The organism is Nocardioides sp., assembly GCF_035547795.1.
Taxonomy (GTDB): Bacteria; Actinomycetota; Actinomycetes; order Propionibacteriales; family Nocardioidaceae; genus Nocardioides.
Genome location: NZ_DASZUF010000204.1, coordinates 1 through 26,341, shown reverse-complemented (window position 1 = coordinate 26,341; position 26,341 = coordinate 1). Strand labels below are relative to the sequence as shown.

Annotated in this window: 28 protein-coding genes; 22 read left to right on the top strand and 6 right to left on the bottom strand. The window is 71.6% G+C overall.

Annotated features, from left to right (window positions below):
* The coding region (locus VHA72_RS15280; RefSeq protein ID WP_325576722.1) for a lytic transglycosylase domain-containing protein at positions 1–897 on the bottom strand (897 nt) is incomplete at its 3' end.
* Between the two features lie 184 nt (positions 898–1,081).
* Here VHA72_RS15280 and hemL point away from each other — a divergent pair.
* Genes hemL through VHA72_RS15245 form a run of 7 tightly spaced genes read left to right on the top strand, consistent with a single transcriptional unit; the run spans position 1,082 to position 7,312 of the window.
* Positions 1,082–2,425: a glutamate-1-semialdehyde 2,1-aminomutase gene (hemL, locus tag VHA72_RS15275; RefSeq protein WP_325576720.1), complete on the top strand. Its 1,344-nt coding sequence runs from the start codon at positions 1,082–1,084 to the stop codon at positions 2,423–2,425.
* Entirely contained in the window at positions 2,422–3,102 is a 681-nt protein-coding gene (locus VHA72_RS15270) for a histidine phosphatase family protein (RefSeq protein ID WP_325576718.1), read from the top strand. The genes hemL and VHA72_RS15270 overlap by 4 nt, the downstream gene beginning before the upstream one ends.
* On the top strand, positions 3,102–3,677 hold the full coding sequence (locus tag VHA72_RS15265; RefSeq protein ID WP_325576716.1) for a TlpA family protein disulfide reductase: 576 nt from the start codon (positions 3,102–3,104) through the stop codon (positions 3,675–3,677). Before VHA72_RS15270 ends, VHA72_RS15265 begins: the two co-directional genes overlap by 1 nt.
* On the top strand, positions 3,674–4,429 hold the full coding sequence (locus VHA72_RS15260) for a cytochrome c biogenesis CcdA family protein (RefSeq protein ID WP_325576714.1): 756 nt from the start codon (positions 3,674–3,676) through the stop codon (positions 4,427–4,429). The genes VHA72_RS15265 and VHA72_RS15260 overlap by 4 nt, the downstream gene beginning before the upstream one ends.
* Positions 4,426–6,018: a cytochrome c biogenesis protein ResB gene (resB, locus tag VHA72_RS15255; RefSeq protein WP_325576712.1), complete on the top strand. Its 1,593-nt coding sequence runs from the start codon at positions 4,426–4,428 to the stop codon at positions 6,016–6,018. Before VHA72_RS15260 ends, resB begins: the two co-directional genes overlap by 4 nt.
* Positions 6,015–7,061: a c-type cytochrome biogenesis protein CcsB gene (ccsB, locus tag VHA72_RS15250; protein WP_325576710.1), complete on the top strand. Its 1,047-nt coding sequence runs from the start codon at positions 6,015–6,017 to the stop codon at positions 7,059–7,061. The genes resB and ccsB overlap by 4 nt, the downstream gene beginning before the upstream one ends.
* Positions 7,058–7,312: a DUF4229 domain-containing protein gene (locus VHA72_RS15245; RefSeq protein WP_325576708.1), complete on the top strand. Its 255-nt coding sequence runs from the start codon at positions 7,058–7,060 to the stop codon at positions 7,310–7,312. The genes ccsB and VHA72_RS15245 overlap by 4 nt, the downstream gene beginning before the upstream one ends.
* Before the next feature lie 3 nt (positions 7,313–7,315).
* On the opposite strand, the gene VHA72_RS15240 is transcribed toward VHA72_RS15245, so the two are convergent.
* From VHA72_RS15240 to VHA72_RS15225, 4 genes are read right to left on the bottom strand one after another with little or no spacing between them, the layout of a single operon-like run.
* On the bottom strand, positions 7,316–8,188 hold the full coding sequence (locus VHA72_RS15240; RefSeq protein WP_325576706.1) for a 1,4-dihydroxy-2-naphthoate polyprenyltransferase: 873 nt from the start codon (positions 8,186–8,188) through the stop codon (positions 7,316–7,318).
* An 11-nt stretch (positions 8,189–8,199) separates the two neighbouring features.
* Positions 8,200–9,459, bottom strand: a complete 1,260-nt coding sequence (locus tag VHA72_RS15235; protein WP_325576703.1) for an MFS transporter — start codon at positions 9,457–9,459, stop codon at positions 8,200–8,202.
* Positions 9,460–9,490: 31 nt separating this feature from the next.
* Complete coding sequence (locus VHA72_RS15230; RefSeq protein WP_325576701.1) at positions 9,491–10,750, bottom strand: MFS transporter; 1,260 nt, start codon at positions 10,748–10,750, stop codon at positions 9,491–9,493.
* Positions 10,740–12,038: an MFS transporter gene (locus VHA72_RS15225; RefSeq protein ID WP_325576699.1), complete on the bottom strand. Its 1,299-nt coding sequence runs from the start codon at positions 12,036–12,038 to the stop codon at positions 10,740–10,742. Before VHA72_RS15225 ends, VHA72_RS15230 begins: the two co-directional genes overlap by 11 nt.
* Before the next feature lie 37 nt (positions 12,039–12,075).
* On the opposite strand from VHA72_RS15225, the gene VHA72_RS15220 reads away from it, so the two are divergent.
* The 7 genes from VHA72_RS15220 (at position 12,076) to VHA72_RS15190 (ending at position 18,840) form a co-directional block, all read left to right on the top strand.
* Positions 12,076–13,065: an AMP-binding protein gene (locus VHA72_RS15220; protein WP_325576697.1), complete on the top strand. Its 990-nt coding sequence runs from the start codon at positions 12,076–12,078 to the stop codon at positions 13,063–13,065.
* On the top strand, positions 13,062–14,009 hold the full coding sequence (locus VHA72_RS15215; RefSeq protein WP_325576695.1) for an o-succinylbenzoate synthase: 948 nt from the start codon (positions 13,062–13,064) through the stop codon (positions 14,007–14,009). Before VHA72_RS15220 ends, VHA72_RS15215 begins: the two co-directional genes overlap by 4 nt.
* Positions 13,993–15,567 carry a 2-succinyl-5-enolpyruvyl-6-hydroxy-3-cyclohexene-1-carboxylic-acid synthase gene (gene menD / locus VHA72_RS15210; RefSeq protein ID WP_325576693.1) on the top strand — a complete coding sequence of 525 codons (1,575 nt, stop codon included), beginning with the start codon at positions 13,993–13,995 and terminating at the stop codon, positions 15,565–15,567. Before VHA72_RS15215 ends, menD begins: the two co-directional genes overlap by 17 nt.
* Before the next feature lie 102 nt (positions 15,568–15,669).
* Complete coding sequence (locus VHA72_RS15205; protein WP_325576691.1) at positions 15,670–17,535, top strand: Na+/H+ antiporter; 1,866 nt, start codon at positions 15,670–15,672, stop codon at positions 17,533–17,535.
* A gap of 164 nt (positions 17,536–17,699) precedes the next feature.
* Positions 17,700–17,879 carry a DUF5999 family protein gene (locus VHA72_RS15200; RefSeq protein ID WP_325576689.1) on the top strand — a complete coding sequence of 60 codons (180 nt, stop codon included), beginning with the start codon at positions 17,700–17,702 and terminating at the stop codon, positions 17,877–17,879.
* 50 nt (positions 17,880–17,929) lie between these two features.
* Positions 17,930–18,565, top strand: coding sequence for an MBL fold metallo-hydrolase (locus tag VHA72_RS15195; protein ID WP_325576687.1), 636 nt, complete (start codon positions 17,930–17,932; stop codon positions 18,563–18,565).
* Positions 18,562–18,840 (top strand): YciI family protein, encoded by a 279-nt coding sequence (locus VHA72_RS15190; protein WP_325576685.1) that lies wholly within the window; start codon positions 18,562–18,564, stop codon positions 18,838–18,840. Before VHA72_RS15195 ends, VHA72_RS15190 begins: the two co-directional genes overlap by 4 nt.
* Here VHA72_RS15190 and VHA72_RS15185 read toward each other — a convergent pair.
* On the bottom strand, positions 18,837–20,075 hold the full coding sequence (locus VHA72_RS15185) for an isochorismate synthase (protein ID WP_325576683.1): 1,239 nt from the start codon (positions 20,073–20,075) through the stop codon (positions 18,837–18,839). The two genes, VHA72_RS15190 and VHA72_RS15185, sit on opposite strands and share 4 nt — an antisense overlap.
* Positions 20,076–20,160: 85 nt before the next feature.
* Here VHA72_RS15185 and VHA72_RS15180 point away from each other — a divergent pair, with 85 nt between their 5' ends.
* From VHA72_RS15180 to VHA72_RS15145, 8 genes are all read left to right on the top strand, one after another.
* Entirely contained in the window at positions 20,161–20,784 is a 624-nt protein-coding gene (locus VHA72_RS15180) for a hypothetical protein (protein ID WP_325576682.1), read from the top strand.
* A 14-nt stretch (positions 20,785–20,798) separates the two neighbouring features.
* Positions 20,799–21,488, top strand: coding sequence for a demethylmenaquinone methyltransferase (locus VHA72_RS15175; protein ID WP_325576680.1), 690 nt, complete (start codon positions 20,799–20,801; stop codon positions 21,486–21,488).
* 278 nt (positions 21,489–21,766) lie between these two features.
* Positions 21,767–22,123, top strand: a complete 357-nt coding sequence (locus VHA72_RS15170) for an NADH-quinone oxidoreductase subunit A (protein WP_325576678.1) — start codon at positions 21,767–21,769, stop codon at positions 22,121–22,123.
* Entirely contained in the window at positions 22,114–22,689 is a 576-nt protein-coding gene (locus VHA72_RS15165) for a NuoB/complex I 20 kDa subunit family protein (protein WP_325576676.1), read from the top strand. The genes VHA72_RS15170 and VHA72_RS15165 overlap by 10 nt, the downstream gene beginning before the upstream one ends.
* A complete protein-coding gene (locus tag VHA72_RS15160) occupies positions 22,686–23,393 on the top strand; it encodes an NADH-quinone oxidoreductase subunit C (protein ID WP_325576674.1) in 708 nt (235 codons plus the stop codon). The genes VHA72_RS15165 and VHA72_RS15160 overlap by 4 nt, the downstream gene beginning before the upstream one ends.
* A complete protein-coding gene (locus VHA72_RS15155) occupies positions 23,390–24,703 on the top strand; it encodes an NADH-quinone oxidoreductase subunit D (protein ID WP_325576672.1) in 1,314 nt (437 codons plus the stop codon). Before VHA72_RS15160 ends, VHA72_RS15155 begins: the two co-directional genes overlap by 4 nt.
* Before the next feature lie 79 nt (positions 24,704–24,782).
* On the top strand, positions 24,783–25,478 hold the full coding sequence (gene nuoE / locus VHA72_RS15150; RefSeq protein WP_325576670.1) for an NADH-quinone oxidoreductase subunit NuoE: 696 nt from the start codon (positions 24,783–24,785) through the stop codon (positions 25,476–25,478).
* A partial coding sequence (locus tag VHA72_RS15145) for a complex I 51 kDa subunit family protein (RefSeq protein WP_325576668.1) occupies positions 25,475–26,341 on the top strand: 867 nt, incomplete at its 3' end. The genes nuoE and VHA72_RS15145, both read left to right, overlap by 4 nt.

The window sequence follows — 26,341 nt, the reverse complement described above, 5'->3', positions numbered from 1 at the left end:
GACGTTCGTGCTGGTCTTCTTCTTGTTGTGGTGGTGCTTCTTCGTCGCCGGCGTGCCACCGGGCGCCGGGGTCAGGAACGCCGCCGGGACGGTGAAGTTCGGCACCGAGGTGAAGTCGCCGGCCTCGTAGGCCTGGGCCACGCCGAGCACGGTGGCGACGTACTGCTCGCTGTGGTTGTAGCGGTAGACCGCCGCCTTCTGCCCGGCCAGAGTGGACAGGTCGTCGTCGCCCGAGCACAGGTAGACCGCGGCGGCCAGGCTGGCGTCGTTGATGTCCTGCGGGTTGCGCTGGCCGTCCCCGTCGGCGTCCACGCCCACCACCGACCACGTGGAGGGGATGAACTGCATCGGGCCGACCGCGCGGTCGTAGGTGGTGTCGCCGTCGTACTGACCGCCGTCGGTGTCGGCCACCGAGGTGACCCCGTCGGCGCCGTTCAGCTCGGGGCCGAAGATGCCGGGGGTGGCGATGCCCTGGTCGTTGAGCGTGTTGCCCTCGGAGCGGCCGTGGTTGGACTCGATCCGGCCGATCGCGGCCAGCAGCTGCCAGTCGAGGTGGCAGCTCTTGTCGGCCTTGTCGATCACGCTGGCCGCCCGCTGGTACGCCGCCAGCGCGGCCGCCGGGATGCCGGAGCTGTCAGCGGAGGCGACGATCTGCTGCGCCTTGCCGCCGGACAGGTCGGGACCGGTGCCGGTGGTGTCGGGCGCGGAGACGGTGGCCGGGGCCTGGATCGCGGTGGAGGGGATGACCGTGCCGTCGGGCAGGGTGGGCGGCTGGGTGCCGGTCGCCTCGGCCGAGCCGGCGCCGAGGCCGGTCAGGCTGATCGTCCAGGCAGCCGACAGCGCCGCCAGCGGAACCAGGGCCGCTGCCTTCTGCGCCTTGCCGAATCGTGCGGTCATAACCTTCTTCACTCCCTACTCGCCACACCCCTCGCGTGGCGCGTGCTCCCTCACGTGACCGGCACAACGAGGTTACCTACTGGGAAGTTACGCTCGTCACGTTTCCCCGCAACGGGCCCCGGTAACCCCCGACCAACCCCGACCCGTTTGGCTGCTCCTCAGGGTGCTGAGGAACAATGAGCCAGTGCCCTATGATCCGCCCGGCTCCGTGCCCGCCTCCGAGGCTCTCTTCGCGCGCGCGAAGGCAGTGACGCCCGGCGGCGTGAACTCCCCGGTGCGCGCGTTCAACGCGGTCGGCGGCACGCCCCGGTTCATCCGTTCCGCGCAGGGCGCCTGGCTCACCGACGTGGACGGCAACGAGTACGTCGACCTGATCTGCTCCTGGGGCCCGATGCTGCTGGGTCACGCGCATCCCGAGGTGCTCGCGGCGGTGCAGGCGGCGGTCACCCGCGGCACGTCCTACGGCACCCCGACCCAGCCCGAGGTCGAGCTCGCCGAGGAGATCGTGCGCCGCACTCCGGTCGAGGAGGTCCGCTTCGTCAGCAGCGGCACCGAGGCCACCATGAGCGCGATCCGGCTGGCCCGCGGCTTCACCGGCCGCGACGTCGTGGTCAAGTTCGCCGGCTGCTACCACGGCCACGTGGACGCGCTGCTGGCCAGCGCCGGCAGCGGGCTGGCCACCTTCGCCGTACCGGGCACGCCCGGGGTGCCGGCGAGCAGCACCGAGCTGACCCTCGTGCTGCCCTACAACGACCGCGACGCGGTGGCCAAGGCGTTCGCCGAGTACGGCGACCGGATCGCCTGCCTGATCACCGAGGCAGCTCCCGGCAACATGGGCGTGGTCCCGCCCGAGCCGGGCTTCAACGCGTTCCTGGCGCAGACGTGCCGCGACCACGGCGCGCTGTTCGTCTCCGACGAGGTGATGACCGGCTTCCGCGCTTCGAAGCAGGGCCACTGGGGCTTGGACGGCAAGGTCGAGGGCTGGGTGCCCGACCTGGTCACGTTCGGCAAGGTGATGGGCGGCGGCTTCCCGGCCGCGGCGTTCGGCGGCCGCGCCGAGATCATGCGCCGGCTCAGTCCGGAGGGCCCGGTCTACCAGGCCGGCACGCTCTCGGGGAACCCGATCGCCACCACCGCCGGGCTCACCACGCTGCGGCTGGCCACCGACGAGGTCTACGCGCACGTCGATGCCGCCGCCAGCACGGTGAAGCGGGCCGCCGCGGAGGCGCTCACCGCCGCCGGCGTACCCCACGTCGTGCAGTCGGCCGGCACGATGTTCTCGATCTTCCTCAGCGACACCCCGGTGCGCTGCTTCGACGACGCGAGGCGGACCGACGAGAAGGCGTACGCGGCGTTCTTCCACAGCATGCTCGACCAGGGCGTCTACCTGCCGCCCAGCGCTTACGAGGCGTGGTTCCTCTCCAGCGCCCACGACGAGCGGGCGATCGACACCATCCTCGCGGCGCTGCCCGCCGCCGCCCGCGCCGCCGCGGCCTCGACAGGCTCCACCACCGAAGGACGCCGATGAGCATTCCCGACACCATCGTCCACCTGCTGCGGCACGGCGAGGTGCACAACCCCGACGGCGTGCTCTACGGCCGCCGCGACGGCTTCCACCTCTCCGAGCTCGGCACCACCATGGCCGAGCGGGTCGCCGAGCGGGTCGGCGGTCGCGACATCACCCACATCGTCTCCAGCCCGCTCGAGCGCGCTCAGGAGACCGCCCGGCCGCTGGCCAAGGCCCGCGGCCTGGAGATCACCACCGACGAGCGGGTGATCGAGAGCGCCAACTGGTTCGAGGGCAAGACCTTCGGCGTGGGCGACAACGCGCTGCGGCACCCGTCGTCCTGGCTGCGGCTGTGGAACCCCTGGCGGCCCTCCTGGGGCGAGCCGTACAAGGAGATCGTGGCGCGGATGATGGCCGCCGTCCACGACGCCCGCCGCGCCGCTGCCGGCCACGAGGCGGTGGTGGTCTCCCACCAGCTGCCGATCTGGACCACCCGGCTGGCGGCGGAGAAGCGCAGCTTCCTGCACGACCCGCGCCGGCGGCAGTGCACGCTGTGCTCACTGACCTCCTTCCACTTCGTCGGCGACCAGCTGGCGCAGATCTCCTACAGCGAGCCCGCCGGCGACCTGATCCCGGCCAAGGACCGCAAGGCGCCGTTCTCGGCGGGTGGCGCGGTGGAGGAGAACCGACCCCGCTGATGCGTCGCCTCGCCTCACTCGTCCTGCTCCTGCCGCTGCTCGCCGCCTGCGGCGGGCTGTCGGGCACCAACGACGGTGGCTACATCAGTGGCAACGGCCAGGTGGTGCAGTACGCCGCCGACCAGCGCGGCGACGCCGTCACCTTCGCCGGCAAGCTGCTGGACGGCAGCACGTTCGACCCGGCGAGCATCGCTGGCAAGGTCACCGTGGTGAACATCTGGGGCGCCTGGTGCGGCGAGTGCATCAAGGAGGCGGCGCTGATCCAGGGTGCGCACCAGAAGCTCGGCGACGCGGTCGCGTTCCTCGGCGTCGACATCCGCGACACCTCCGAGGCGACGCCGCAGGCGTTCGAGCGCGCGCACCAGATCACCTATCCCTCGATCTACTCCACCGACGGCAGCGCCCTCAACGCGGTGCCGCACGGCAAGCTGCCCGGCACCGTCCCGGCGACGCTGGTGCTCGACAAGCAGGGTCGGGTCGCCGCGGTGATCCGTGGCGCGGTGCCCTCCGAGCTCACCCTCACCGAGGTGGTCGGCTGCGTCCAGGACCCGAGCGGGCAGGGGTGTGGCACGTGACCTGGTTCCAGAGCACCGCCGGCTCCGGGTCGCTGGTCCTCGCCGTACCCGTCGCGCTGCTGGCCGGCCTGGTCTCGTTCCTCTCCCCGTGCGTGCTGCCGATGCTGCCCGGCTACCTCTCCTACGCCACCGGCCTCTCCGGGGCCGAGCTCGCCGTCGGATCGGCACGGCGCAGCCGGATGCTGGCCGGCTCGGTGCTGTTCGTGCTCGGCTTCTCGGTCGTCTTCGTCGCGCTCGGCGTGGCCACCGGCAGCCTCGGCTTCTGGTACGCCGACCACAAGACCCTCATCGACCGGGTGCTCGGTGGCTTCTCGGTGCTGATGGGGCTGGCATTCATCGGGTTGGTGCCCTGGCTGCAGCGCGACGTGCGCGTCCACCGCGTCCCCGCCGTCGGCCTGGTGGCCGCCCCGCTGCTCGGCTTCCTCTTCGGCCTCGGCTGGACCCCCTGCGTGGGCCCGACGCTGGGCGTCATCGACACCCTGGCGGCCACCTCCGGTACGGCGGCCCGCGGCGGCGTCCTGCTCGCCTGCTACTCGCTGGGCCTCGGCGTGCCGTTCGTGCTCGCCGCGGTGCTGTGGCGGCGCGCCCTGAGCGCGCTCAAGGTGATCCGCCGCCATCAGCAGTGGGTCACCCGGATCGGCGGGTTGATGCTGGTCGTGGTCGGGCTGGCGCTGCTCACCGGCTGGTGGGACTACGCCGTGCAGTGGCTCCAGCTGCATCTGGTCGACCAGTGGGCGGGAGTGAACCTGTGACAGTCACCGAGGACCGCACGCCCGAGCGCGAGGTGGCCCCGATCCGCGAGCTGACCCCGCGTGAGCTGCTGCGCTGGGGCTGGCGCCAGCTCACCTCGATGCGCACCGCGCTGATCCTGCTCCTGCTGCTGGCGCTGGCCGCCGTGCCGGGCTCGCTGATCCCGCAGGAGAACCTCGACTCGGTCAAGACCTCCAACTGGCAGGCGGCGCACACCACCCTGGCGCCGATCTACCGGAAGCTGGGGCTCTTCGACGTCTACGGCACGCCCTGGTTCGCGGCCGTCTACATCCTGCTGATGATCTCGCTGATCGGCTGCATCGTGCCGCGGCTGGGCGTCTACTGGCGCGGGCTGCGGTCCCAGCCGCCGGCCGCGCCGCGCAACCTGCTGCGGCTACCGGAGGCGACGTCGTACACCACCTCGGCCTCGGTCGAGGAGGTCAGCGCCAGAGCCCGGGCGGTGCTGCGCCGCAAGCGCTACCGGCTGCGCCGGGCCTCGACCTCGACCCTCGAAGGAGCCGGCGAGGTCTCGGCCGAGCGCGGCTATCTGCGCGAGGCCGGCAACCTGGTCTTCCACATCGCCGTCATCGTCGTGCTGGTCGGCTTCGCGGTGGGCAGCCTGTTCGGCTACAAGGGCGGCGTCATCGTCTTGCAGGGCGACCAGTACGGCTTCAGCAACGAGCTGACCCAGTACGACGACTTCGATCCCGGCAGCCTGTTCCGGCCCTCGATGCTGAACTGGTTCAACCTGCACATCCACGACTTCCACGTCGACTGGATCGACTCGGGGCCGCGGCAGGGCATGGCCCGTGGGTTCCGGTCGGATCTGCGCTACCAGACCTCCCCGAACGGTCCGACCAAGTCCTACGACCTCGAGGTCAACCACCCGCTCGACATCGGCGGTACCGAGGTCTTCCTGATCGGGCACGGCTACGCGCCCGAGATCACGGTCCGCGACGGCCAGGGGAACATCGTCTCCTCGGGGCCGGCGGTCTTCCTGCCCGAGGACCAGAGCTTCCTCTCCTTCGGCGTGGTCAAGCCGCCCTCGGGTCAGATCAGCCTGGAGGGACTCTTCTACCCCTCCGAGGTGACCCTGCCCAACGGTCAGCCGGTCAACGTCACCGGCGACATCGGCGACGGCTCGGACGCCGTGCTCTCGCTGCAGGTGTGGAAGGGCGACAACGGCCTGGCCAACGGCCCCCAGTCGATCTACAGCCTCGACACCTCGAAGATGACCCAGGTGACGGCGCCCGGCGGCAAGGCCTTCAACCTGCGCAAGGGCCAGACGGTCACCCTGCCCGACGGGCTGGGATCGGTGACCTTCGACGGCATCACCCGATGGAACAAGCTGCAGATCAGTCAGACGCCCTTCAAGCACGTCGCGCTGGGTGGTGTGGTGCTGGCGCTGCTGGGCCTGCTCGGGTCGCTGTTCATCAGGTCGCGACGGGTGTGGGTTCGTGCCCGAGAGACCACTGAGGGCACACTGGTCGAGGTGGCGGTCCTCGACCGATCCGGTGGAGACGAGATGGCAGCCGTGGTCGCCGGTCTGGTGGCAGCACTGCAGGGCCGCCCTGAGGAGGAACCCGAATGAGCACGCATGCGTGGGAGTCACTGAGCAACCAGGCGGTCGCCGCAGCCGGCGTCATCTACTTCCTGGCCCTGCTCAGCCACCTGGTGGAGTGGTCGGCCCTGATCGGCCGCCGTAGCGCCGTGGCGGAGAGGAAGGTCCTGGTCGGCCCGGCCGGTGCCGAGTCGTCGGTCCCGTCGTCCACCGAGGCGCCGGTGGATTCGGAGGGGGCCGTCGGGACGAGCGGCTCGTCGGGCGAGGACGAGCGCGCCACTCGCGCCGAGCTCTTCGGCCGGCTCGGCTATCTGCTGACCTGCATCGCGGTCGCCTGCCACGTGGTCGCGATCGCCTCTCGCGGCTTCGCCGCGGGGCGGGTGCCGTGGGGCAACATGTATGAGTTCACCCTGGCCGGGACCGGCATCGTCGCGGCCGTCTACGTGCTGCTCTACCGCCGGCTCAAGCTCTCCTGGATGGCGCCGGCGGTGGTCGCCTTCGTGCTGGTCTTCCTGATGGTCGCCGTGCTGGTCCTCTACACGCCGGTCGAGCCGCTCACCGAGGCGCTCAACTCCTACTGGCTGGTCATCCACGTCATCTCCGCGGCGCTGGCTACCGGCGCCTTCACACTCGGCGGCATCGCCTCGGCGATGTACCTGCTCAAGCGACGCCGTCCCGACACCCAGACCGGCTGGATGGCCCGGGTGCCGGACCTGCCGGTGCTCGACCGGGTCGCCTACCGCATCCACGCCTTCGGCTTCCCGATCTGGACCTTCGCGGTGCTCATCTCCGGCCCGATCTGGGCACACCAGGCGTGGGGCTCCTACTGGAACTGGGATCCGAAGGAGGTGTGGGCGTTCATCACCTGGGTGGTCTACGCCGGCTACCTGCACGCCCGCGCGACCGCCGGCTGGAAGGGCCGCAACGCCGCCATCCTGGCCCTGGTCGGCGTGGCCACGCTGTGGTTCAACTTCATCGGGATCAACTACTTCTCGACGACGTCGATGCACTCCTACGCCGCGCCGGCACACGTCGCGGCCGCCGCTCCCGCCGTTCCGGAGGCCCTGCGATGAAGGAGTTCGTGGTCTACACGCTGATGCGGCTGCTGGTGCTGATCGGCACCTTCGCGATCGTGTCGGGGATCTGGCTGCTGGTCAGCGGCAGCCTGGACTGGTTCTGGGCCATCGTGATCGCGTTCCTGGTCAGCGGGGTGGCGTCGTACACGCTGCTCAACAAGCAGCGCGCCGCGTTCGCGCTGCGGGTCGACGCCCGCGCCCAGAAGGCCGCCGCCGCGTTCGAGGCGATGCGGTCCAAGGAGGACTGAGCCTCAGCTCAGCACCAGCGGTACGGCGACCAGCAGTGCCCACAGCAGTTCGGCCTGGCCGGTCTGCTGCAGCGCAGGGATGAGGCCGGGCCCCACCGCGCCGCCGGTGACGGTTCGCACCCCGCGCGCGGCCACGAGCAGGAAGCCCAGCCCGATCAGCGCCCACCAGGTGGTGCTGGCGGCGACGGCGATCACCGCCGCGGCGGCGGCCAGCACCAGCACGGCGTACAGCGAGCGGGTGCGGGTGTCGCCGAGCCGGACCGCGAGGGTGAGCTTGCCGGCGATCTTGTCGGTGGGGATGTCGCGCAGGTTGTTGGCGACCAGCAGCGCGCAGGCCAGCGCGCCGATGCCGATGGCGGCGTACAGCGCCGGCCACACCCAGGTCTGGGCCTGCACGTAGACGGTGCCCACCACCGCGACCAGGCCGAAGAAGACGAAGACCATCACCTCGCCCAGCCCGGCGTACCCGTAGGGGCGGGTGCCGCCGGTGTAGTACCAGGCGGCCAGGACGCACAGCACGCCGATGAGCAGGATCCACCAGGCGGTCACCGCGGCCAGCGCGAGCCCGGCCGCGCCGGCGACGCCGAAGCAGGCGAACGCCGCCAGCTTCACCGCCCGCGGCGAGGCGGCACCGGAGCCGACCAGCCGCAGCGGGCCCACCCGCTGGTCGTCGGTGCCACGGATGCCGTCGGAGTAGTCGTTGGCGTAGTTCACGCCGATCTGCAGCGCGAGGCTGACCAGGAGAGCCAGCAGAGCACGCCACCAGGAGAAGCCGCCGACGTACGCCGCCACGCCGGTGCCGGCGAGGACGGGGGAGACGGCCGCCGGCAGGGTGCGGGGTCGGGCTCCTTCGAGCCACTGGGAAGGAGTCGCCACGGCAGCAGACTCTAGACAGGTGCCGGCTGGGTGCTGCACGCCAGGTACCGCTCCGCGGCCCGCGCGCTGGGCCCGATCCCGATCGCCGCCACCACGATGATGGCCCCGATCAGCACCCAGCCGAGGTCGTGCCACTCCATCGCGAGATAGGTGTACGCCGCCGGCGCCCACACGTAGCCGAGGGTGCTGCCCAGCTGGGCGGCGCCCTGGTACTCGCCCATCCGCTCCGGGTCCGACAGCTCGGCCTGCAGGCCCCACTCGCCGGCGGACTGGAACAGCTCGGCCCCGGTGACGGTGAGGTGGCCCAGCCAGACCAGCCCGATCGTGATCGCACCGGTGGTGTCGTGGGTGATGGCGACGATGACGCAGGAGACGAGCATGCAGACCGCACCGCGGGTCTGGGCGCCCAGTGCGGTGCGGACGTCGGTGACACCACGAGCTGCGGCCACCTGGAGGAGCACCGCCATCACGGTGTTGGTGCCGAATAGCCAGGCCAGCAGCACCCGGGGCGCATCGGTCTCCTGGACCAGCCACAGCGGGATCACGGTGTTGAGCAGCACCTGATGGGTCGACAGGATCCCGTCGAAGAAGCTCATCACCAAGAACCCGCGGTTGTGCAGCGCGCTGCGGCGCTCGCCGGCGTGCTCGACGGCCTGCTCCATCGCCGGCTCGCCGGCACCGGCTCCGCCGACGGCCGGCAGCGGCAGGATCATCAGCACGTTGACCACCAGTACCGCCGCGCTGAACAGCGGGATCGCCCGGATCACGGCGTCGTTGCCGAAGCCGAGCGCGACGCCGCCGGCGGCCGCGCCGAGGGTGTAGCCGACGTTGCGGGCCGCGCGCATGTAGGCGTTGGAGGCGACCCGCTTGTCACGGGGGAAGACCTGGAAGCGGTAGGCGTTGCGGCCCGCGCGCATCCAGCTCTCGACCAGCTCCATCGCGACGGTGACAGCGACGTACTCGGCGAAGTTGCCGGCCAGCGGCCAGCACAGGAACAGGGCGAGCTCGAGCACCGAGCCGTAGACCCAGGTGCGCTTGGTCCCGACTCGGTCGGCCAGCCTGCCCAGCGGCACCGAGAGCAGGAACTGGCAGGCCATCGCGATCGTCATGCCGAGGCCGACCTGGGCGGCGGTGAGGCCGACGATCTGGGTGAAGAAGACGGCGCTGCCGGTCAGGAACGTGCCCTCGCCGAACGCGGAGAGCACCGACTGGTAGGACATCGCCCGGATCAGCGGGTCGTCGGAGAGGATGCGGGTCAGCAGGCGGCGCATGGGTAAAGTCTCGATGTCAAGTTTCTTGATGTCAAGATACAAACGCCTCGCTCTCGGCAGGGAACTCCCGCTTGGCGAACCGCTCCGCGGCCCGCATCGCCGGGTGGGCCCCGGCCGCCGCGACCACCACGATCAGCCCGATCAGCACCCAGCCCACGTGCCGCCACTCCATCGCCAGCCAGGTGTAGAGCGCCGGCGCCCAGCGGCTGCCCAGACCGCTGAGCAGCTGCCCGGCCGAGCCGTACTCGCCGCGTCGGCGCGGGTCCTGCAGCCGGGCCTGGAACATCCAACCCGCCGAGCCGGTCGCCAGCTCGGCGCCGGTCACGGTCAGGTGGCCCAGCCACACCAGCAGCCCGGTGACCAGGCCGGCAGTGGAGTGGGTGACCATCGTGATCAGGCAGGAGGCCATGAAGAACGCCGCGGACCACCGCACCCGGCGCAGCGCGTCGGACAGCGTGCGCACCCCGGCCGAGGTGAACTGCGGTAGGAAGATGCACAGCACGGTGTTGGTGCCGAACAGCCAGGCCAGCAGCCAGTGCGGCGAGTCGGTCTCCTCGACCAGCCACAGCGGGATCAGCACGCTGAGCAGGGTCTGGTTGGTCCACAGCGAGCCCATGCAGAACTGCAGCGCCAGGTAACCGCGGTTGCGCAGCGCCGAGAGCCCCTCGGGCCGCCGCCGGGCCTCGTCGCGGCTGCGCAGGTCGCGCGGCGCCTTGGGCAGTCGGGTGACGAAGCCGGCGTTGAGTGCGAACAGCGCCACGGTGAGCAGCGGCAGCCAGCGCATCAGGGTCAGGTTGTCGAAGGCCAGCGCGATGCCGCCGAGCAGGGCACCGATGGTGGAGCCGACGTTCATCGCCGAGTAGATGTAGGCCTGGCTGCGGATCCGCTCCTGCGTCGGCAGGACGTCGAGCACGTAGGCCTGCCGCCCGGCGTCGGCGGTGTTCTCGGCGATCGAGTAGAGCGAGACCATCACGACGTACGCGGTGAAGCCGCCGATGAACGGCCAGGCCGCGAACATCACCGCGCACAGCGCCGACCCCAGCGCCCAGACCCGCTTCGGCCCGACCCGGTCGGCCAGCCGCCCGGCCGGGATGGCGGCCAGCCCCTCGATGATGCCGGCCACGGTGAGGCCGAGGCCGACCTGGGCGATGGAGAGCCCGACGACCTGGGTGAAGAAGACGGCGCTGCCGGTGGTGAACGTGCCGTCGCCGGTCTTGAACAGCACCGACTGCAGCGACAGCCGCCGGGTCAGCCCGGGCGGTGGCACCACCCGGCGCAGGTCACGCGACATCGACCACGTCCAAGCGGGTGAAGTGTCGCGCCGCGAACCGCTCGGCGGCCCGGGCGGACGGGTGCAGCCCGAGGGTGCCGACCACCGCGATCAGGGCGATGACCATCCAGCCGATGTCACCCTGGGTCATCGCCAGCCAGGTGTACGCCGCCGGAGCCCACCACTGGCCCAGGGTCTTGGCCACCTCCTGGGCCCCGCCGTACTCGCCGCGTCGGCCGGGGTCCATCAGCTTGGCCTGGAACGCCCAGGAGCCGGAGCCGATCGCCAGCTCGGCGCCGGTCACGGTGACGTGGCCGAGCCAGACCAGCAGCGCCGCCCAGAAGGCCGCGACCGAGTGGGTGGCCATCGTGATCAGGCAGGAGGCGACGAAGAAGCCGGTCGACCAGCGGGCGCGGCGCAGCGCGTCGGTGATGGTGTTGACGCCCTTGGAGGTGAACTGCGGCAGGAAGATGCACAGCACCGTGTTGGTGCCGAACAGCCACGCCAGGATCCAGTGCGGGGCGTGGGTGCGCTGCACCAGCCACAGCGGGATCACCACGTTGAGCAGGGTCTGGTTGGTCCACAGGATGCCGGTGAAGAACGACACCCCCAACCAGCCGCGGTTGCGCAGCGCACCCGGGGTCTGGGTCGCGGTCGCGCGCTGGTCGGCGTCGCCGAGCTCGGCCAGGGCCGGCTCGGGCGCCACCTCGCGGACCGGGTTGGGCAGCCGGATGATCCGCGAGGCGTTGACGAAGCCGATCGCGGTGGTGAGCAGCGGCAGCCAGCGGATCAGGGTGAGGCTGTCGAAGGCGAGCGCGATGCCGCCGATGATCGCGCCCAGGGTGAAGCCGAGGTTGAGCGCGGAGTAGAGGTGTGCCTGGGTCTCCACCCGCTCCTTCTCCGGGAGGACGCTGAGCACGTAGGCCTGGTAGCCGGCGTACCCGATGTTGTTGACGATCTCGAAGGCGATGCTCATCGCGACGTACTGGGTGAAGCCGTGCATCCACGGCCAGCCCGCGAACAGCGCCGCGCCGGCGATCGTGCCGGCTGCCCACATCCGCTTGGTGCCGATCCGGTCGACCATCTTGCCGGCCGGATAGGCGACGAAGAAGGAGACGACGCCGGCGATCGTCATGCCGAGGCCGACCTTGGCCGCGGAGAGGCCGACGACCTGGGTGAAGAAGACGGCGCTGCCGGTGTTGAACGTGCCCGCGCCGGTGGAGAACAGCAGCGACTGCACGGCCAGCCGCCGGGAGAGCGGGGTCGGGGGGATCAGCCTTCCGACGACACGGCCGAGACGGGAGGGCATGAGAGCTATCCCATCATGGCGGGATAGCGTTCGTCGCGTGGATTACGGGGTGGTGGAGGCGCTCGCCGAGTGGCTGGACTCGGATGCGCCCGACCCCTGGATCGTGGAGACGTCGGGCTCGACCGGACGGCCCAAGCGGGTGCTGCTCTCCCGAGCCGCGGTGCGGGCCTCGGTGGACATCTCGGCGCGCCGGCTTGGCGGCGCGGGCCGGTGGCTGCTGGCGCTGCCCGCCTCCTACGTCGCCGGCGTCAACGTCATCACCCGTTCGCTGGCCGCCGGCGCCCCGCCGGTGGTGCTGGGGGAGCGACCGTTCCGGGAGGCCGCGCGGGGCTGTGACTTCGTCTCGCTGGTGCCGACCCAGCTGCACCGACTGCTGGCGACCGACGCCGACGTGCTGGCCGGCTTCCACACCGTGCTGCTCGGCGGCGGCCCGATCGACCCCGCCCTGCGCGCCCGGGCGACCGCCGCCGGCGTCAACCTGGTCGCCACCTACGGCTCGGCGGAGACCTGTGGCGGCTGCGTGTACGACGGCCTGCCGCTGGACGGCGTCGGCCTTGCGATCGGCGTCGACGGGCGGGTCAGGATCAGCGGGCCGACTCTGTTCAGCGGCTACCAGGGCGACCCGGCGCTGACCAGCGAAGCGCTAGTGGACGGCTGGTTCCTCACCTCCGACGCGGGCCGGCTGGACGAAGACGGGCGGCTTCAGCTGCTCGGTCGGATGGACGACATGGTGGTCAGCGGCGGGGTGAACGTTCCGGCGGCCGCCGTCGCGGCGCGGCTGCGCGAGCATCCGGCGGTCGAGTCGGCCGAGGTCCTCGGCGTACCCGATGAGGAGTGGGGCAACCGGCTGGTCGCCTTCGTCGTCGGCGCGCCGTCCCTGGACGAGCTGCGCGCCTGGGTGGCCGAGCGGCACCCACGCTCGTGGGCCCCGCGCCAGCTGGTCACGCTGGCTGAGCTGCCGATGCTGGGCAACGGCAAGACCGACCGGGTCGCACTGCGCTCGCTGGTGGCGGAGCTGGCGTCGTGAGGGTCCACGTCTGGTCGATCCCGATGACGACGCGTTTCCGCGGGATCACCGTGCGCGAGGGCGTGCTGGTCGAGACGGACGGCGGCTGGGGCGAGTTCTCGCCGTTCGTGGAGTACGACGACGCCGTCGCCGCGCCCTGGCTGGCCTGCGCGCTGGAGGCGGCCCGGGGCGACTGGCCGGCGCCGGTGCGCTCCTCGGTGCCGGTGAACGTGACGGTGCCCGCGGTCGGCCCCGAGCGGGCGCACGAGATCGTCGCCCGGTCCGGCTGTGGCACCGCGAAGGTCAAGGTCGCCGACCCGGGGGAGACGCTCGCCGAGTCCCAGGCCAGGCTGGAGGCGGTGCGTTCGGCGCTGGGGGCGGGCGGCCGAATCCGGATCGATGTCAACGGGCTCTGGTCGGTCGACGAGGCGCTGGCCGGCATCCCGGTGCTGGACCGCGCCGCCGGTGGCCTGGAGTACGTCGAGCAGCCCTGTGCCACCGTCGAGGAGCTGGCGCTGGTGCGCCGCCGGGTGGACGTGCCGATCGCCGCGGACGAGTCGATCCGGCGCGCGGCCGACCCCTATCGGGTGCGCGACCTGGAGGCGGCCGACGTGGCGGTGCTGAAGGTGCAGCCGCTGGGCGGCGTACGCGCCTGTCTGCGGATCGCCGAGGACATCGGCCTGCCGGTGGTGGTCTCCTCGGCGCTGGAGTCGTCGGTCGGGCTGGCGGCGGGCGTCGCCCTGGCCGCGGCGCTGCCGGAGCTGCCCTACGCCTGCGGCCTGGCCACGGGAGCGCTGTTGACGGGGGACCTGGTAGACGAGCCGCTGGCCCCGAGCGATGGCGCCATCGGGGTGGTGAGCCGGATCCTGCCGTCGCCCGAGCGTCTGGGTGACTCACAACCCGCAGCGGACCGGGTGGCCTGGTGGCGGGACCGGGTGGGGAGGGTCCGTGCGCTCCTCGACTGAGCTGGCCCGAGCGGTCCTCACCGCGCTGGTCGAGGCGGGCGTCACCGAGGTGGTGATCAGCCCCGGCTCGCGCAACGCCCCGCTCTCCTTCGCGGCGTACGCCGCCGCCCGCGCCGGGCTGGTGCGGCTGCACACCCGGATCGACGAGCGGTCGGCCGGCTTCCTCGCCCTGGGCCTGTCCAAGACCGGCAGCCGGGCCGCGGTGATGTGCACCAGCGGCACCGCCGTCGCCAGCCTGCACCCGGCGGTGCTGGAGGCCGCGCACGCCGGCGTACCCCTGCTCGCGGTGACGGCCGACCGGCCGGGACGGCTGCGCGGCACCAACGCCAACCAGACCACCGACCAGGTCGGCATCTTCGGTCCGCTGGTGCCCAGCCACGACATCGTCGACGTGCTGCCCGAGGCGCCCGGCTGGGACGGCCCGACGCACTGGAACGTCCAGCTCGACGAGCCGCTCACGCCTCCCGACGCGTGGACGCCACCGCGGATCGAGCGCCGGCCTCGGCCGATCGCCGTCGAGCCCGCGATTCTCGAGACGCTCCCGGGCGGCAAGGCGACGGTGGTCGTCGCCGGCGACGACGCCGGACCGCCCGCTCGCCGGCTCGCCGAGCGGGCCGGCTGGCCGCTGCTGGCCGAGCCGTCCAGCGGCTCCCGCACCGGCGACCACGCCATCAGAACCTACCGGCTGCTGCTCGGCACCGAGCTCGCCGACCAGATCGAGCGGGTGATCCTCTTCGGGCACCCGACCCTGTCGCGGCCGGTGGCCCGGCTGCTCGCCCGCGACGACGTCGAGGTCGTCGCGGTCCGCGGCCGCGGCGTGTGGCCGACCCCGTCGCACCGGGTCGACGGCTGGCTGCTGACCTCCGGACCCCGCGTCGAGGCCGGCGACCCGGCCTGGCTGCAGGCCTGGCGCGACGCCGACCGGTCGCTGGGCCGCCTGCTCGACCGGCTCCTGGCCGCGGAGCCGGGCCTGACGCCCCAGGAGGTCGCTGGCGCGGTCGCCCGCGCGTTGCCGCCCGGTGGGCAGTTGGTGGTGGGTCCCTCCAACCCGATCCGCGACCTCGACCTGATGGTCCCGCGGTACGACGTCGGCGCGCGCCGCAAGGTGCTGGCCAGCCGCGGCCTGGCCGGCATCGACGGGCTGGTGTCGACGGCGATCGGCGCGGCGCTGGGGCGCGACTCGACCCGCGACCTGGCCCTGATCGGTGACGTGACGTTCCTGCACGACGCCAACGGATTGATCCTCGGCCCCGACGAGCCACGGCCGGATCTGACCATCGTGGTGGTCAACGACGACGGGGGGTCGATCTTCGCCACCCTGGAGCAGGGCGGGGCGCCGTACGCCGACGACTTCGAGCGGCTCTTCGGCACGCCTCACCGGGTCGACCTCGCCGCGCTGTGCGCCGCCACCCGCACCCCCCACCTGCGGGTCACCAGCCTGCCTGAGCTGGAGCATGCCCTGGCCAACCCCAACGGCGGCATCGAGGTGATCGAGGCGACGGTCGGTCGCGCCGATCGCCGCGACCTCGACGAGCGGATCCGCGCGCTGCGCCCCTGACCTGGCCCTTGTAACACGCTGTCCACACCACTGGAAGGTCGATGCGTCGACCGTCTACGTCATCGGACAGCGTGTTACAAGGGGCGCTGAGAGGATGTCCGCGTGGACATCGCGATCTTCCTGACGGCGCTGGCCGTGGGCGTTCTGGCGGTCACGGCGCTGTCCGCGCGGATCGACCTGCCGGCGCCGCTGGTGCTGATCGCCGCCGGGATCGGGATCTCCTACCTGCCCTCGATGCCGGAGGTCCACCTCGAGCCGGAGGTGGTGCTGCTCGGGCTCCTGCCGCCACTGCTCTACGCCACCGCGATCCAGACCTCGCTGGTCGACGTCAACGCCAACCGGCGCTCGATCCTGTTGCTCTCGGTCGGGCTGGTCATCGCCACCACGTTCGGGGTCGGCGCGCTGGTGCACTGGCTGCTGCCGCACACCGGCTGGGCGCCGAGCCTGGCCATCGGCGCGGTGGTCGCACCGCCGGACGCGGTGGCGGCCACGGCGGTGGCGCGCCACATCGGCCTCCCCAGGCGGATCGTGACGATCCTGGAGGCCGAGTCGCTGCTCAACGATGCCACCGCGCTGGTCTCGCTGCGCACCGCGATCCTGGCCATCGCCGGCGGCGTGGAGCTGTGGCACGTCGCCCTCGACTTCGTCCGCGCCGCGGCCGGCGGCGTGGTGGTCGGGTTGGTCGCCTACGTCGTGGTCGGCTACCTGCGCAGGCACGTGGTCGACCCGGTGTTCGACACCGGGCTGTCGCTGGTGGTGCCGTTCGCGGCCTATCTGGTCGGGGAGAAGCTCGAGGCCTCCGGGGTCATCGCGGTCGTCGTCGCCGGCCTCCTGCTCGGCCACCGTGCGCCGGTGATCCAGACCGCGCAGTCGCGCATCGCCGAGCGGATGAACTGGCGCACCATCGCCTACGTCTTGGAGAACACCGTCTTCCTGCTCATCGGGCTGCAGGCCGACTGGCTGCTCGAGGACGTGCGACGCAGCCCGCTGTCCACCGCCCGGATCGTGACGGTCTGCGTCACCACCCTGGTCGGCGTCATCCTCATCCGGCTGGCCTGGGTCTTCCTCAGCCGGATCCTGTTCGGCCCGCCCGCCGACGCCGCCACCGGCCAGCGGCCACCGTGGACCTACACCGCCGTGCTGGGCTGGGCCGGCATGCGTGGGGTCGTGACCCTGGCCGCGGCGTACCTCATCCCGCAGAGCGCCCCGCACCACGAGGTGCTGCTGCTGATCGCGTTCACCGTGGTGGCCGGCACCCTCTTCGTGCAGGGCCTGACCCTGCCCTGGGTGGCGCGCTGGCTGCGGGTTCCGCCGCCGGACCCGGTGGACGACGCGCTCGCTCGCGCGACCCTGCTGCAGCAGGCCAGCAAGGCCGGCTTCGACGCCCTGGATCACCTGGAGTACGACGATCCGCACGGCGTGATCGACACCGTCCGGCAGCGTGTCGACCTGCGCAACTTCGCCGCCTGGGAGCGGCTGGGCACCAATATCGGCGAGGAGTCGCCCAGCGAGCTCTACAGCCGGGTCCGCCGAGCGATGATCGACGCGGAGCGGGCCCGGGTGCTGGAGATCCGCCGCTCGGGCACCGTCTCCTCCGACGTGGTCGCCGACGTGCTGGCCCGGCTCGACGTGGAGGAGTCGATGCTCGAGGTGGCCGGGGCCGAGCGCGAGGAGATCGCCCAGGTCAACCGGGAGCGGCGGCCCGGCGGCGACACCTGCCCGGACCTGGCTCGCTACCCCGCCTCGCCGACGCCCGAGGGCGACCTCGCCTGCGAGGACTGCCTGGTGGAGGGCACCCGCTGGGTGGCGCTGCGGCGCTGCCTGGAGTGTGGGCACATCGGCTGCTGCGACTCCTCCCCGCGCCAGCACGCCACCCGGCACTTCCACGAGACCGCTCACCCGGTGATGCAGTCGGCGGAGCCGATGGAGGACTGGCGGTGGTGCTACCGGCACCACCAGGCCGCCTGAGCGGGATAGTCCGAAAGGGTGGTGTGCCGGGGACGTTCATCCGAGTTTTTCCACCACACCGGCGAAGTTGCTGCATCCGGGCATGGAACGGCGCATCATCGTTGTTATCCAGATCACGCCATTCGGAGCACACCCGCTCCGGGACTCTCCAGGGGGAGAAGAGCATGTGCGAGCACCATCCGCGCTGCCCGGACGCCACCGCGCCCAACTGCTGCAGCGCCCACGTCGTCGCCGACCACACCGAGCAGGGCTGGGAGGTCCTGTGCAACGGGGTCATCCTGTTCGACGACGGCCTCTACCTGACGCCGGACGGTCACGTCGGAACGGTGCCGCAGCTGGTCTGAGCACCCCACGGCCCCGCCCGGCGCCTCGTCGGGTCGCCTAACCTGGGGTCATGCGGATCACGAAGTTCGGCCACGCCTGCGTCCGGATTGAGCACGAAGGCACCACCGTGGTGTTCGATCCCGGCGTCTTCACCGATCGAGCCGCTCTCGACGGCGCCGACGCGGTGCTGATCACCCACGAGCACGTCGACCACTACCTGCCCGAGCACCTCGCGGCCACCGACGTCCCGGTGTGGACCATCGAGGCGGTCGCCAGCAAGCTCCGCGAGGACGCTCCCGAGGTCGTCGAGCGGACCACGGTGGTGGCCCCGGGACAGTCGTTCGACGTCGGCCTGCCGGTGACCGCCGTCGGCGAGCTGCACGCGGTGATCCACCCCGAGCTGCCCCGCTTCCACAACAGCGGCTACCTGCTCACCCTCGGCGAGCAGAAGGTCTTCCATCCCGGCGACGCGTTGACCGGCCCCGGCGAGCACGTCGACGTACTCCTCGCCCCGGCCTCCGCCCCCTGGGCCCGCTCGCACGAGCTGGTCGACTTCATGCGCGAGGTCAAGGCCCCGGTCAACATCGCGATCCACGACCGGATCTACAGTGAGGCGGGCGCGGGCGTCTTCGACGGCCTCGCCGGCACGTTCCTTCCCCGTGAGGGGCTGGAGTTCAAGCGCCTCGCGGACGGGGAGGACCTGTGACCATCAGCGTTGTTCTCTACGAGTACGACGACAACACCGCCGTCCGCGACGAGCTGCGGCCCGCGCATCGCGCCTTCCTCGACTCGCGCGAGGGCCTGTTGCTCAGCGGCCCGACGGCGGCCGGTGGCGCGGTGATCGTCTACCAGGCCGAGCCGGCGGAGCTGGAGACCTGGCTGGACGACGATCCGTTCTGGGCCGCCGGCACGATCAGCCGCCGGGTCGTCACCGAGTGGACGCCCGGGATGGGCTCCTGGAAGTCGACGCTGGGTCTCTAGCCGCCCAGCGAGTCGCGGACCGGCACCAGCTTGGCCTGCGACTCGGCCAGCTCGGCGGCCGGGTTCGACGACCCGACCACGCCGCAGCCGGCGAAGAGCCGCACCGTGTTGCCGGCCAGCAGCGCCGAGCGCAGCGCGATGCCCCACTCGCCGTCGCCGGAGGCGTCCATCCAGCCGACCGGCCCGGCGTAGCGGTTGCGGTCCATGCTCTCCAGCTCCGCGATCAGCGCCAGCGCCTGCGGCCGCGGGGTGCCGCCGACCGCGGCGGAGGGGTGCAGCGCCTGGGCCAGCTCCAGGGAGGTGCGGTCGTCGCGCGCCACCCCGGCCACGTCGGTGGCCAGGTGCATCACGTTGGGCAGATGCAGCACGAACGGCGCCTCGGGCACGTTCATGGACGAGCAGTGCGGCTCCAGGGCGTCGGCCACGGACCTGACGGCGTACTCGTGCTCCTCCAGGTCCTTCGAGGAGCGCGCCAGCGTGGCCGCCAGAGCGAGGTCGTGCGCGTCGTCGCCGGTGCGCTGGATGGTCCCGGCCAGCACCCGCGAGGTCACCAGGCCGCGCTCGCGGCGCACCAGCAGCTCCGGCGTCGCCCCGAACAGCCCGTCCACGTGGAACGTCCAGCACATCGGGTACGACGCGGCCAGCCGTGCCAGCGGCCAGCGCACGTCGATGTCCCCGGCGGCGGTCGCGACGAGATCGCGGGCCAGCACCACCTTCTCCAGGCCACCGTCGCCGATCCGCCGGACCGCCTCGGCGACCACGCCCATCCAGGTCTCGCCGTCGAGCGCGCCGTCGCTGAAGACCACGTCGCGCGGGGCCACCGGGGCCTCGGCCGGCCGCAGTTGCGGTGCGTCGGCGGCAGCGTGGCCGGCGCTGATCGTGGTCACCCAGGCGCGCCGACCGCGTCGTCCCACGACCACCGCAGGCACGCGGAGCACCGAGTCGCCGGGCGTGTCGGCGAACGCGAAGGAGCCGAACGACACCAGCCCGGTGCCGGGCTCGTCGACCTCGTCGGTGACCTGGGCACGCGCGACCACCTCGGTCCACCACTTGGCCGCGTCGGCGAAGCGGGTTGCCCCGCTGGTGCGCAGCACCGCCGAGGTGCCCCAGCCGACCAGCCCCTCACCGCGCCGTACCCACGACACGGGTGCGTCGGCGGGAACGAGTGCGAGCAGATCCTGCGGTTCCTCGATGGCCACGGTACGGGCCACCAGGGCCGGGACGTCGGGGCTCACCCGAGGAGAGTATCCGTTGCCCCGGTTGTGGATTCGCGCCGGGCGGCCGGTAGCCTCGCGGGCGACCACGAGTGAGGAGTTCCCCGTGAGCAAGACCAACAGAAGCGACGTCCCCCTGACCGGTATCGCCATCGGTGCGGTGGCGCTGGCCCTCGTGGTGCTCTTCGCCGTCCTCTTGCCCAAGGCGCACGGCGAGACGAGCTCCTCCACGCCCCACCGGATCTCGCTGCCGGCCTCGCTCCCGGGCGGCTACCTCGCCGCCGACCGCACCGACGCCTGGAAGAACGCCGGTGCCCAGGTCAAGGGCCACGAGGCCGAGCTGGTCGGCGAGGTGAAGGATGAGCTGACCTACGGCGACAAGCAGCTCGCCAAGACCGCGAAGTCCGACTACGGCAACCGGATCTACCTGAAGAACGGCCAGTCCATCTTCTTCGTGCAGGTCTTCCGCACCGCCGGCGGCGCGTTCTCGCCCGGTGAGCTCTCCGACCCGTCGAAGTCGAGCGAGGGCAGCTCGGTCCAGCAGCTGACCAAGGTCGGCGACTCGGTGTGCATCGTCGACGGCTCCGTGACCAGCCCGGGCCAGATCCAGCCGTCCTCCACCCAGTGCCAGCGCAGCAGCGACGACTTCACCGTCCAGGTCACCTCGCCCGGCACCGCAGCCTCGGACGTCGCCAAGGTCGCCGACCTGGTCTTCGCCAAGGTCCGCTGAGAGGGCCCCTGACCGTGGCGCGTGCCGACCTCGGCAAGGAGCCCGGCGACGTACGCCGGATGTTCGACGCGGTCGCGCGTCGCTACGACCTGACCAACGACGTCCTCTCGCTGGGCCAGGACCGGCGCTGGCGCACACGGGTCTTCGCCGCGGTCGCGCCACTGCCGGGCGAGCTCATCCTCGACCTCGCCGCCGGCACCGGGACCTCCTCGGTGCCGTTCGCCGAGGCCGGCGCGACGGTGGTGCCCTGCGACTTCTCCCTCGGCATGCTCCAGGTCGGCAAACGGGCCCGGCCGCAGCTGCCGTTCACCGCCGGCGACGGCACCCGGCTGCCGTTCGCGGACGGCACCTTCGACGCGGTCACGATCTCCTTCGGACTGCGCAACATCGTCGACCCGGGGGCCGGCCTGCGTGAGCTGCGCCGGGTCACCAGGCCCGGCGGGCGGCTGGTGGTCTGCGAGTTCAGTCACCCCACCTGGAAGCCGTTCCGCACCGTGTACGTCGAGTACCTGATGAAGGCGCTGCCGGCGGTGGCCCGCGCGGTCTCCTCATCGCCGGACGCCTACGTCTACCTCGCCGAGTCCATCCGTGCGTGGCCGGACCAGGCCGGCCTGGCCCGGCTGATCGAGGACGCCGGCTGGTCCGAGGTCACCTGGAGCGACCTCTCGGGCGGCATCGTCGCCCTGCACCACGCCCGCGCGTAGCGGCTCCGCCCCACCCCTCCAAAGTGTCACCGTGACACTTTGGGCCGCGGGTGACACTTCCGAACTGTCACCGGCGCCGGGAACTATCACCGTGACACTTTGGGCCGCGGGTGACCCTTCCGAACTGTCACCGGCGCCGCGAACTATCACGGTGACACTGTGGCGGGCGGGCGCCCGACGAGGGACCTTGCATTTGCCCTGGTAGGTGGCAATATGTGACTCGGGCCATATGTGATTCGTTTCACAAAGTCACGTGAGGTGGCCCGAGAGGAGCACGGATGCATCTCTACGCACCGATCCTGGTGCTGCTCGCCCTGGCCTCGGCCTTCGCGATCTTCTCGGTCGTGATGAGCAGCCTGGTCGGGCCGCGCCGTGCCAACCGCGCGAAGCTCGACTCCTACGAGTGCGGCATCGAGCCGACGCCGCAGGCGCTCTCCGGCCGCTTCCCGGTCAAGTACTACGTCACCGCGATGCTCTTCATCGTCTTCGACATCGAGATCGTCTTCCTCTACCCGTGGGCGGTGCACCTGGACCAGCTCAAGACGTTCGGCCTGGTGGAGATGGTGCTGTTCATCGCCACCGTATTCGTCGCCTATGCCTACGTCTGGCGCCGCGGAGGACTCGAATGGGACTAGAGGAGAAGCTGCCCTCCGGCGTCCTGCTGACCACCGTCGAGGGCGTCGCCGGCTACATGCGCAAGGCGTCGCTGTGGCCCGCCACGTTCGGGCTGGCCTGCTGCGCGATCGAGATGATGACCTCCGGCGGCCCGAAGTACGACCTCGCCCGCTTCGGGATGGAGGTCTTCCGCGCCAGCCCGCGCCAGGCCGACCTGATGATCGTGGCCGGCCGGGTCAGCCAGAAGATGGCGCCGGTGCTGCGCCAGATCTACGACCAGATGCCCGAGCCCAAGTGGGTGCTGGCCATGGGCGTGTGTGCCAGCTCCGGCGGGATGTTCAACAACTACGCGATCGTGCAGGGCGTCGACCACGTCGTGCCGGTCGACATCTACCTGCCGGGCTGTCCGCCCCGGCCGGAGATGCTCATCGACGCGATCCTCAAGCTGCACGACCAGATCCAGCACGGCAAGCTCGGCGCCAACGCCGCCAAGCAGGTCGAGGAGCGCGAGAACGCCGCCCTGCGCGCCCTGCCCCTGATCGAGCAGCCCCTCGACGGGCTCGGGGATCGAGGACTGCTGCGATGAGCGAGCGCCCCGAGGAGGACCTGGGCGGCAAGCTGCCCGAGACCGCGACCGAGTCCACCACCGGCTTCCCCGGGTCTGGGCAGCTCGGTGCCCGGGTCGGCATGTTCGGCGTGCATGGCAGCGGCGACACCAGCGGGTACGGCGGTCTGCTCCGCCAGCGGGTCCTGCCCACCCCGGCCACGCGTCCGTGGGAGGGCTGGTTCGAGGAGGTCGCCGCCGTACTCGACGACGTCATCACGCCCACCGCCATCGTCCATCGCGGCGAGCTCACCCTGCTGGTGCGCCGCGAGCACCTGCCCACCGTGGCCCGGCTACTGCGCGACGACGACCGGCTGCGCTTCGAGCTGTGCACCGGTGTCAGCGGGGTGCACTACCCCGACCAGCAGGGGGCCGAGCTGCACGCGGTCTACCACCTGCTCTCGATGACCTACAACCGCCGGGTGCGGCTCGAGGTGAGCGCGCCCGACGCGGATCCGCACATCCCCAGCCTGGTCGCGGTCTACCCGACGCTGGACTGGCACGAGCGGGAGACCTACGACATGTTCGGGCTGGTCTTCGACGGCCACCCGGGGCTGACCCGGATCCTGATGCCCGACGACTGGCCCGGCTTCCCGCAGCGCAAGGACTACCCGCTGGGCGGCATCCCGGTCGACTACCACGGCGCCACCGTCCCGCCTCCCGACCAGAGGAGGAGCTACACATGAGCCAGGACGTCTTCGAGGGCAAGGTCTTCACCGCGACCGGTCAGGACTGGGACGAGCTCACCGACCTCCTCAAGGAGGCCCCCGAGGAGCGGGTCGTGGTCAACATGGGCCCGCAGCATCCGAGCACGCACGGCGTGCTGCGGCTGATCCTGGAGCTGGAGGGCGAGACCGTCACCGAGGCCCGCTGCGGCATCGGCTACCTGCACACCGGCATCGAGAAGAACCTCGAGTATCGCAACTGGGTCCAGGGCACCACCTTCGTCACCCGGATGGACTACCTCGCCCCGCTGTTCAACGAGGCGGCGTACACCCTCGGCGTGGAGCGCCTGCTCGGCATCGAGGGGCAGGTCCCGGAGAAGGCCCAGGTGATGCGGGTGCTGCTGATGGAGCTCAACCGGATCTCCTCCCACCTGGTCGCCATCGCCACCGGCGGCATGGAGATCGGCGCGCTGACGGTGATGACGATCGGCTTCCGGGAGCGGGAGCTGGTGCTCGACCTGTTCGAGCTGATCACCGGCCTGCGGATGAACCACGCGTTCATCCGCCCCGGCGGTGTCGCCCAGGACCTGCCGCCGGGCGCGCTGGACGAGATCCGCGCGTTCGTCGCGCTGATGCGCGAGCGGCTGCCGGAGTACGCCGCGCTGTGCAACGCCAACCCGGTCTTCCGCGGCCGGCTCGAGGGCGTGGGCTACCTCGACCTGGAGGGCTGCCTGGCGCTCGGCATCACCGGCCCGATCCTGCGCAGCACGGGCTACCCGTGGGACCTGCGCAAGACCCAGCCCTACTGCGGCTACGAGGACTACGACTTCGACGTCATCACCTGGGACACTTCCGACGCCTACGGCCGCTTCCGGATCCGGCTGGCCGAGATGGAGGAGTCGCTGCGCATCGTCGAGCAGGCCGCCGACCGGCTGGCCCACCTCGAGGGCGCACCGGTGATGGTCGCCGACAAGAAGATCGCCTGGCCGGCGCAGCTGGCGATCGGACCGGACGGGATGGGCAACAGCCTCGACCACATCCGGCACATCATGGGCGAGTCGATGGAGGCCCTGATCCACCACTTCAAGCTGGTCACCGAGGGCTTCCGGGTGCCGGCGGGTCAGGTGTACGCCGCGCTGGAGTCGCCGCGTGGCGAGCTGGGCGCCCACGTGGTCAGCGACGGCGGCACCCGCCCCTACCGGGTGCACTTCCGGGACCCGTCCTTCACCAACCTGCAGGCGACCAGCGTGATGAGCGAGGGCGGCATGGTCGCCGACGTGATCGTGGCGATCGCGTCGATCGACCCGGTGATGGGAGGCGTGGACAGGTGAACACCCCCCGACGTTCTTCGCTCCTCCGCTTCGCTCCCCCGCGAACAACGCCGCGGGGACCCCGAAGGGAGCGAGACTGATGTTGACCGAGAAGACGTACGACGAGCTGCGCGAGATCGCCGCCCGCTATCCGCAACCCCGCTCCGGGCTGCTCCCGATGCTGCACCTGGTGCAGTCGGAGGAGGGCCGGCTCACGCCTGAGGGCATCACCGCCTGCGCCGAGGTGCTCGGCCTGACCGAGGCCGAGGTCAGCGGGGTGGCGACGTTCTACACCATGTACAAGCGGCATCCGGTCGGCGACTACCTGGTCGGGGTGTGCACCAACACGCTGTGTGCGGTGATGGGCGGCGACGCCATCTTCGAGCGGCTGCAGGAGCACCTGGGGGTGGGCAACGACGAGACCACCGCCGACGGCAAGATCACCCTGGAGCACGTGGAGTGCAACGCCGCCTGCGACTACGCGCCGGTGGTGATGGTCAACTGGGAGTTCAACGACTTCCAGACCCCGGCCAGCGCCGTCGAGCTGGTCGACCGGCTGCGTGCCGGCGAGGAGGTCAGCGCCACCCGTGGGGCGCGGATCTGCAGCTGGCGGCAGGCCGAGCGGGTGCTGGCCGGCTTCGAGGATGGCCGCGTCGACGAGGGCCCCGCCGCCGGGCCGGCCTCGCTGGCGGGACTGCGGGTCGTGGCTGCGGGTGGTCTTGAGCCGGCCTCGCCTGGCGGCTCGGCCGGCTCGACCACCCAGAGCGGCTCGACCAGCGGAGGCGGCCGCGCATGACCGGGCTGCTCCCCGTCCTGACCGCCAACTGGGGCGACGACCGGGCCTGGACGCTGGCGGCGTACACCGCGCGTGGTGGCTACCAGGCGCTCGACCAAGCGCTCGCGATGACGCCCGACGAGGTCGTCGAGACGGTCAAGGCCAGCGGCCTGCGTGGCCGCGGCGGCGCCGGCTTCCCGACCGGGACGAAGTGGTCCTTCATCCCACAGGACAATCCGAACCCGACGTACCTCGTGGTCAACGCCGACGAGTCCGAGCCGGGCACCTGCAAGGACATCCCGCTGATGATGGCCAGCCCGCACACGCTGGTCGAGGGCGTCATCATCAGCTCCTACGCGATCCGCGCCCACCGCGCCTTCATCTACGTGCGCGGCGAGGTGCTGCACGTCATCCGCCGGCTGCAGGCCGCCGTCCGGGAGGCGTACGCCGCCGGCCACCTCGGCGCCGACATCCACGGCAGCGGCTACGACCTCGACGTGGTCGTGCACGCCGGCGCCGGCGCCTACATCTGCGGTGAGGAGACGGCGCGGCTCGACTCGCTGGAGGGCCGCCGCGGCCAGCCCCGGCTGCGGCCGCCGTTCCCCGCCGTCGCCGGTCTCTACGCCAGCCCCACCGTGATCAACAACGCCGAGTCGATCGCGACCGTGCCCAGCATCGTCAAGAACGGCGCGGAGTGGTTCGCCGGCCTCGGCACCGAGAAGTCCAACGGCGTCGGCATCTTCTCGCTCTCGGGCCATGTCACCCGCCCGGGCCAGTACGAGGCACCGCTGGGCATCACCCTGCGTGAGCTGATCGACCTGGCCGGCGGCGTCCGGGAGGGGCACGAGCTCAAGTTCTGGACTCCCGGCGGCTCCTCGACGCCG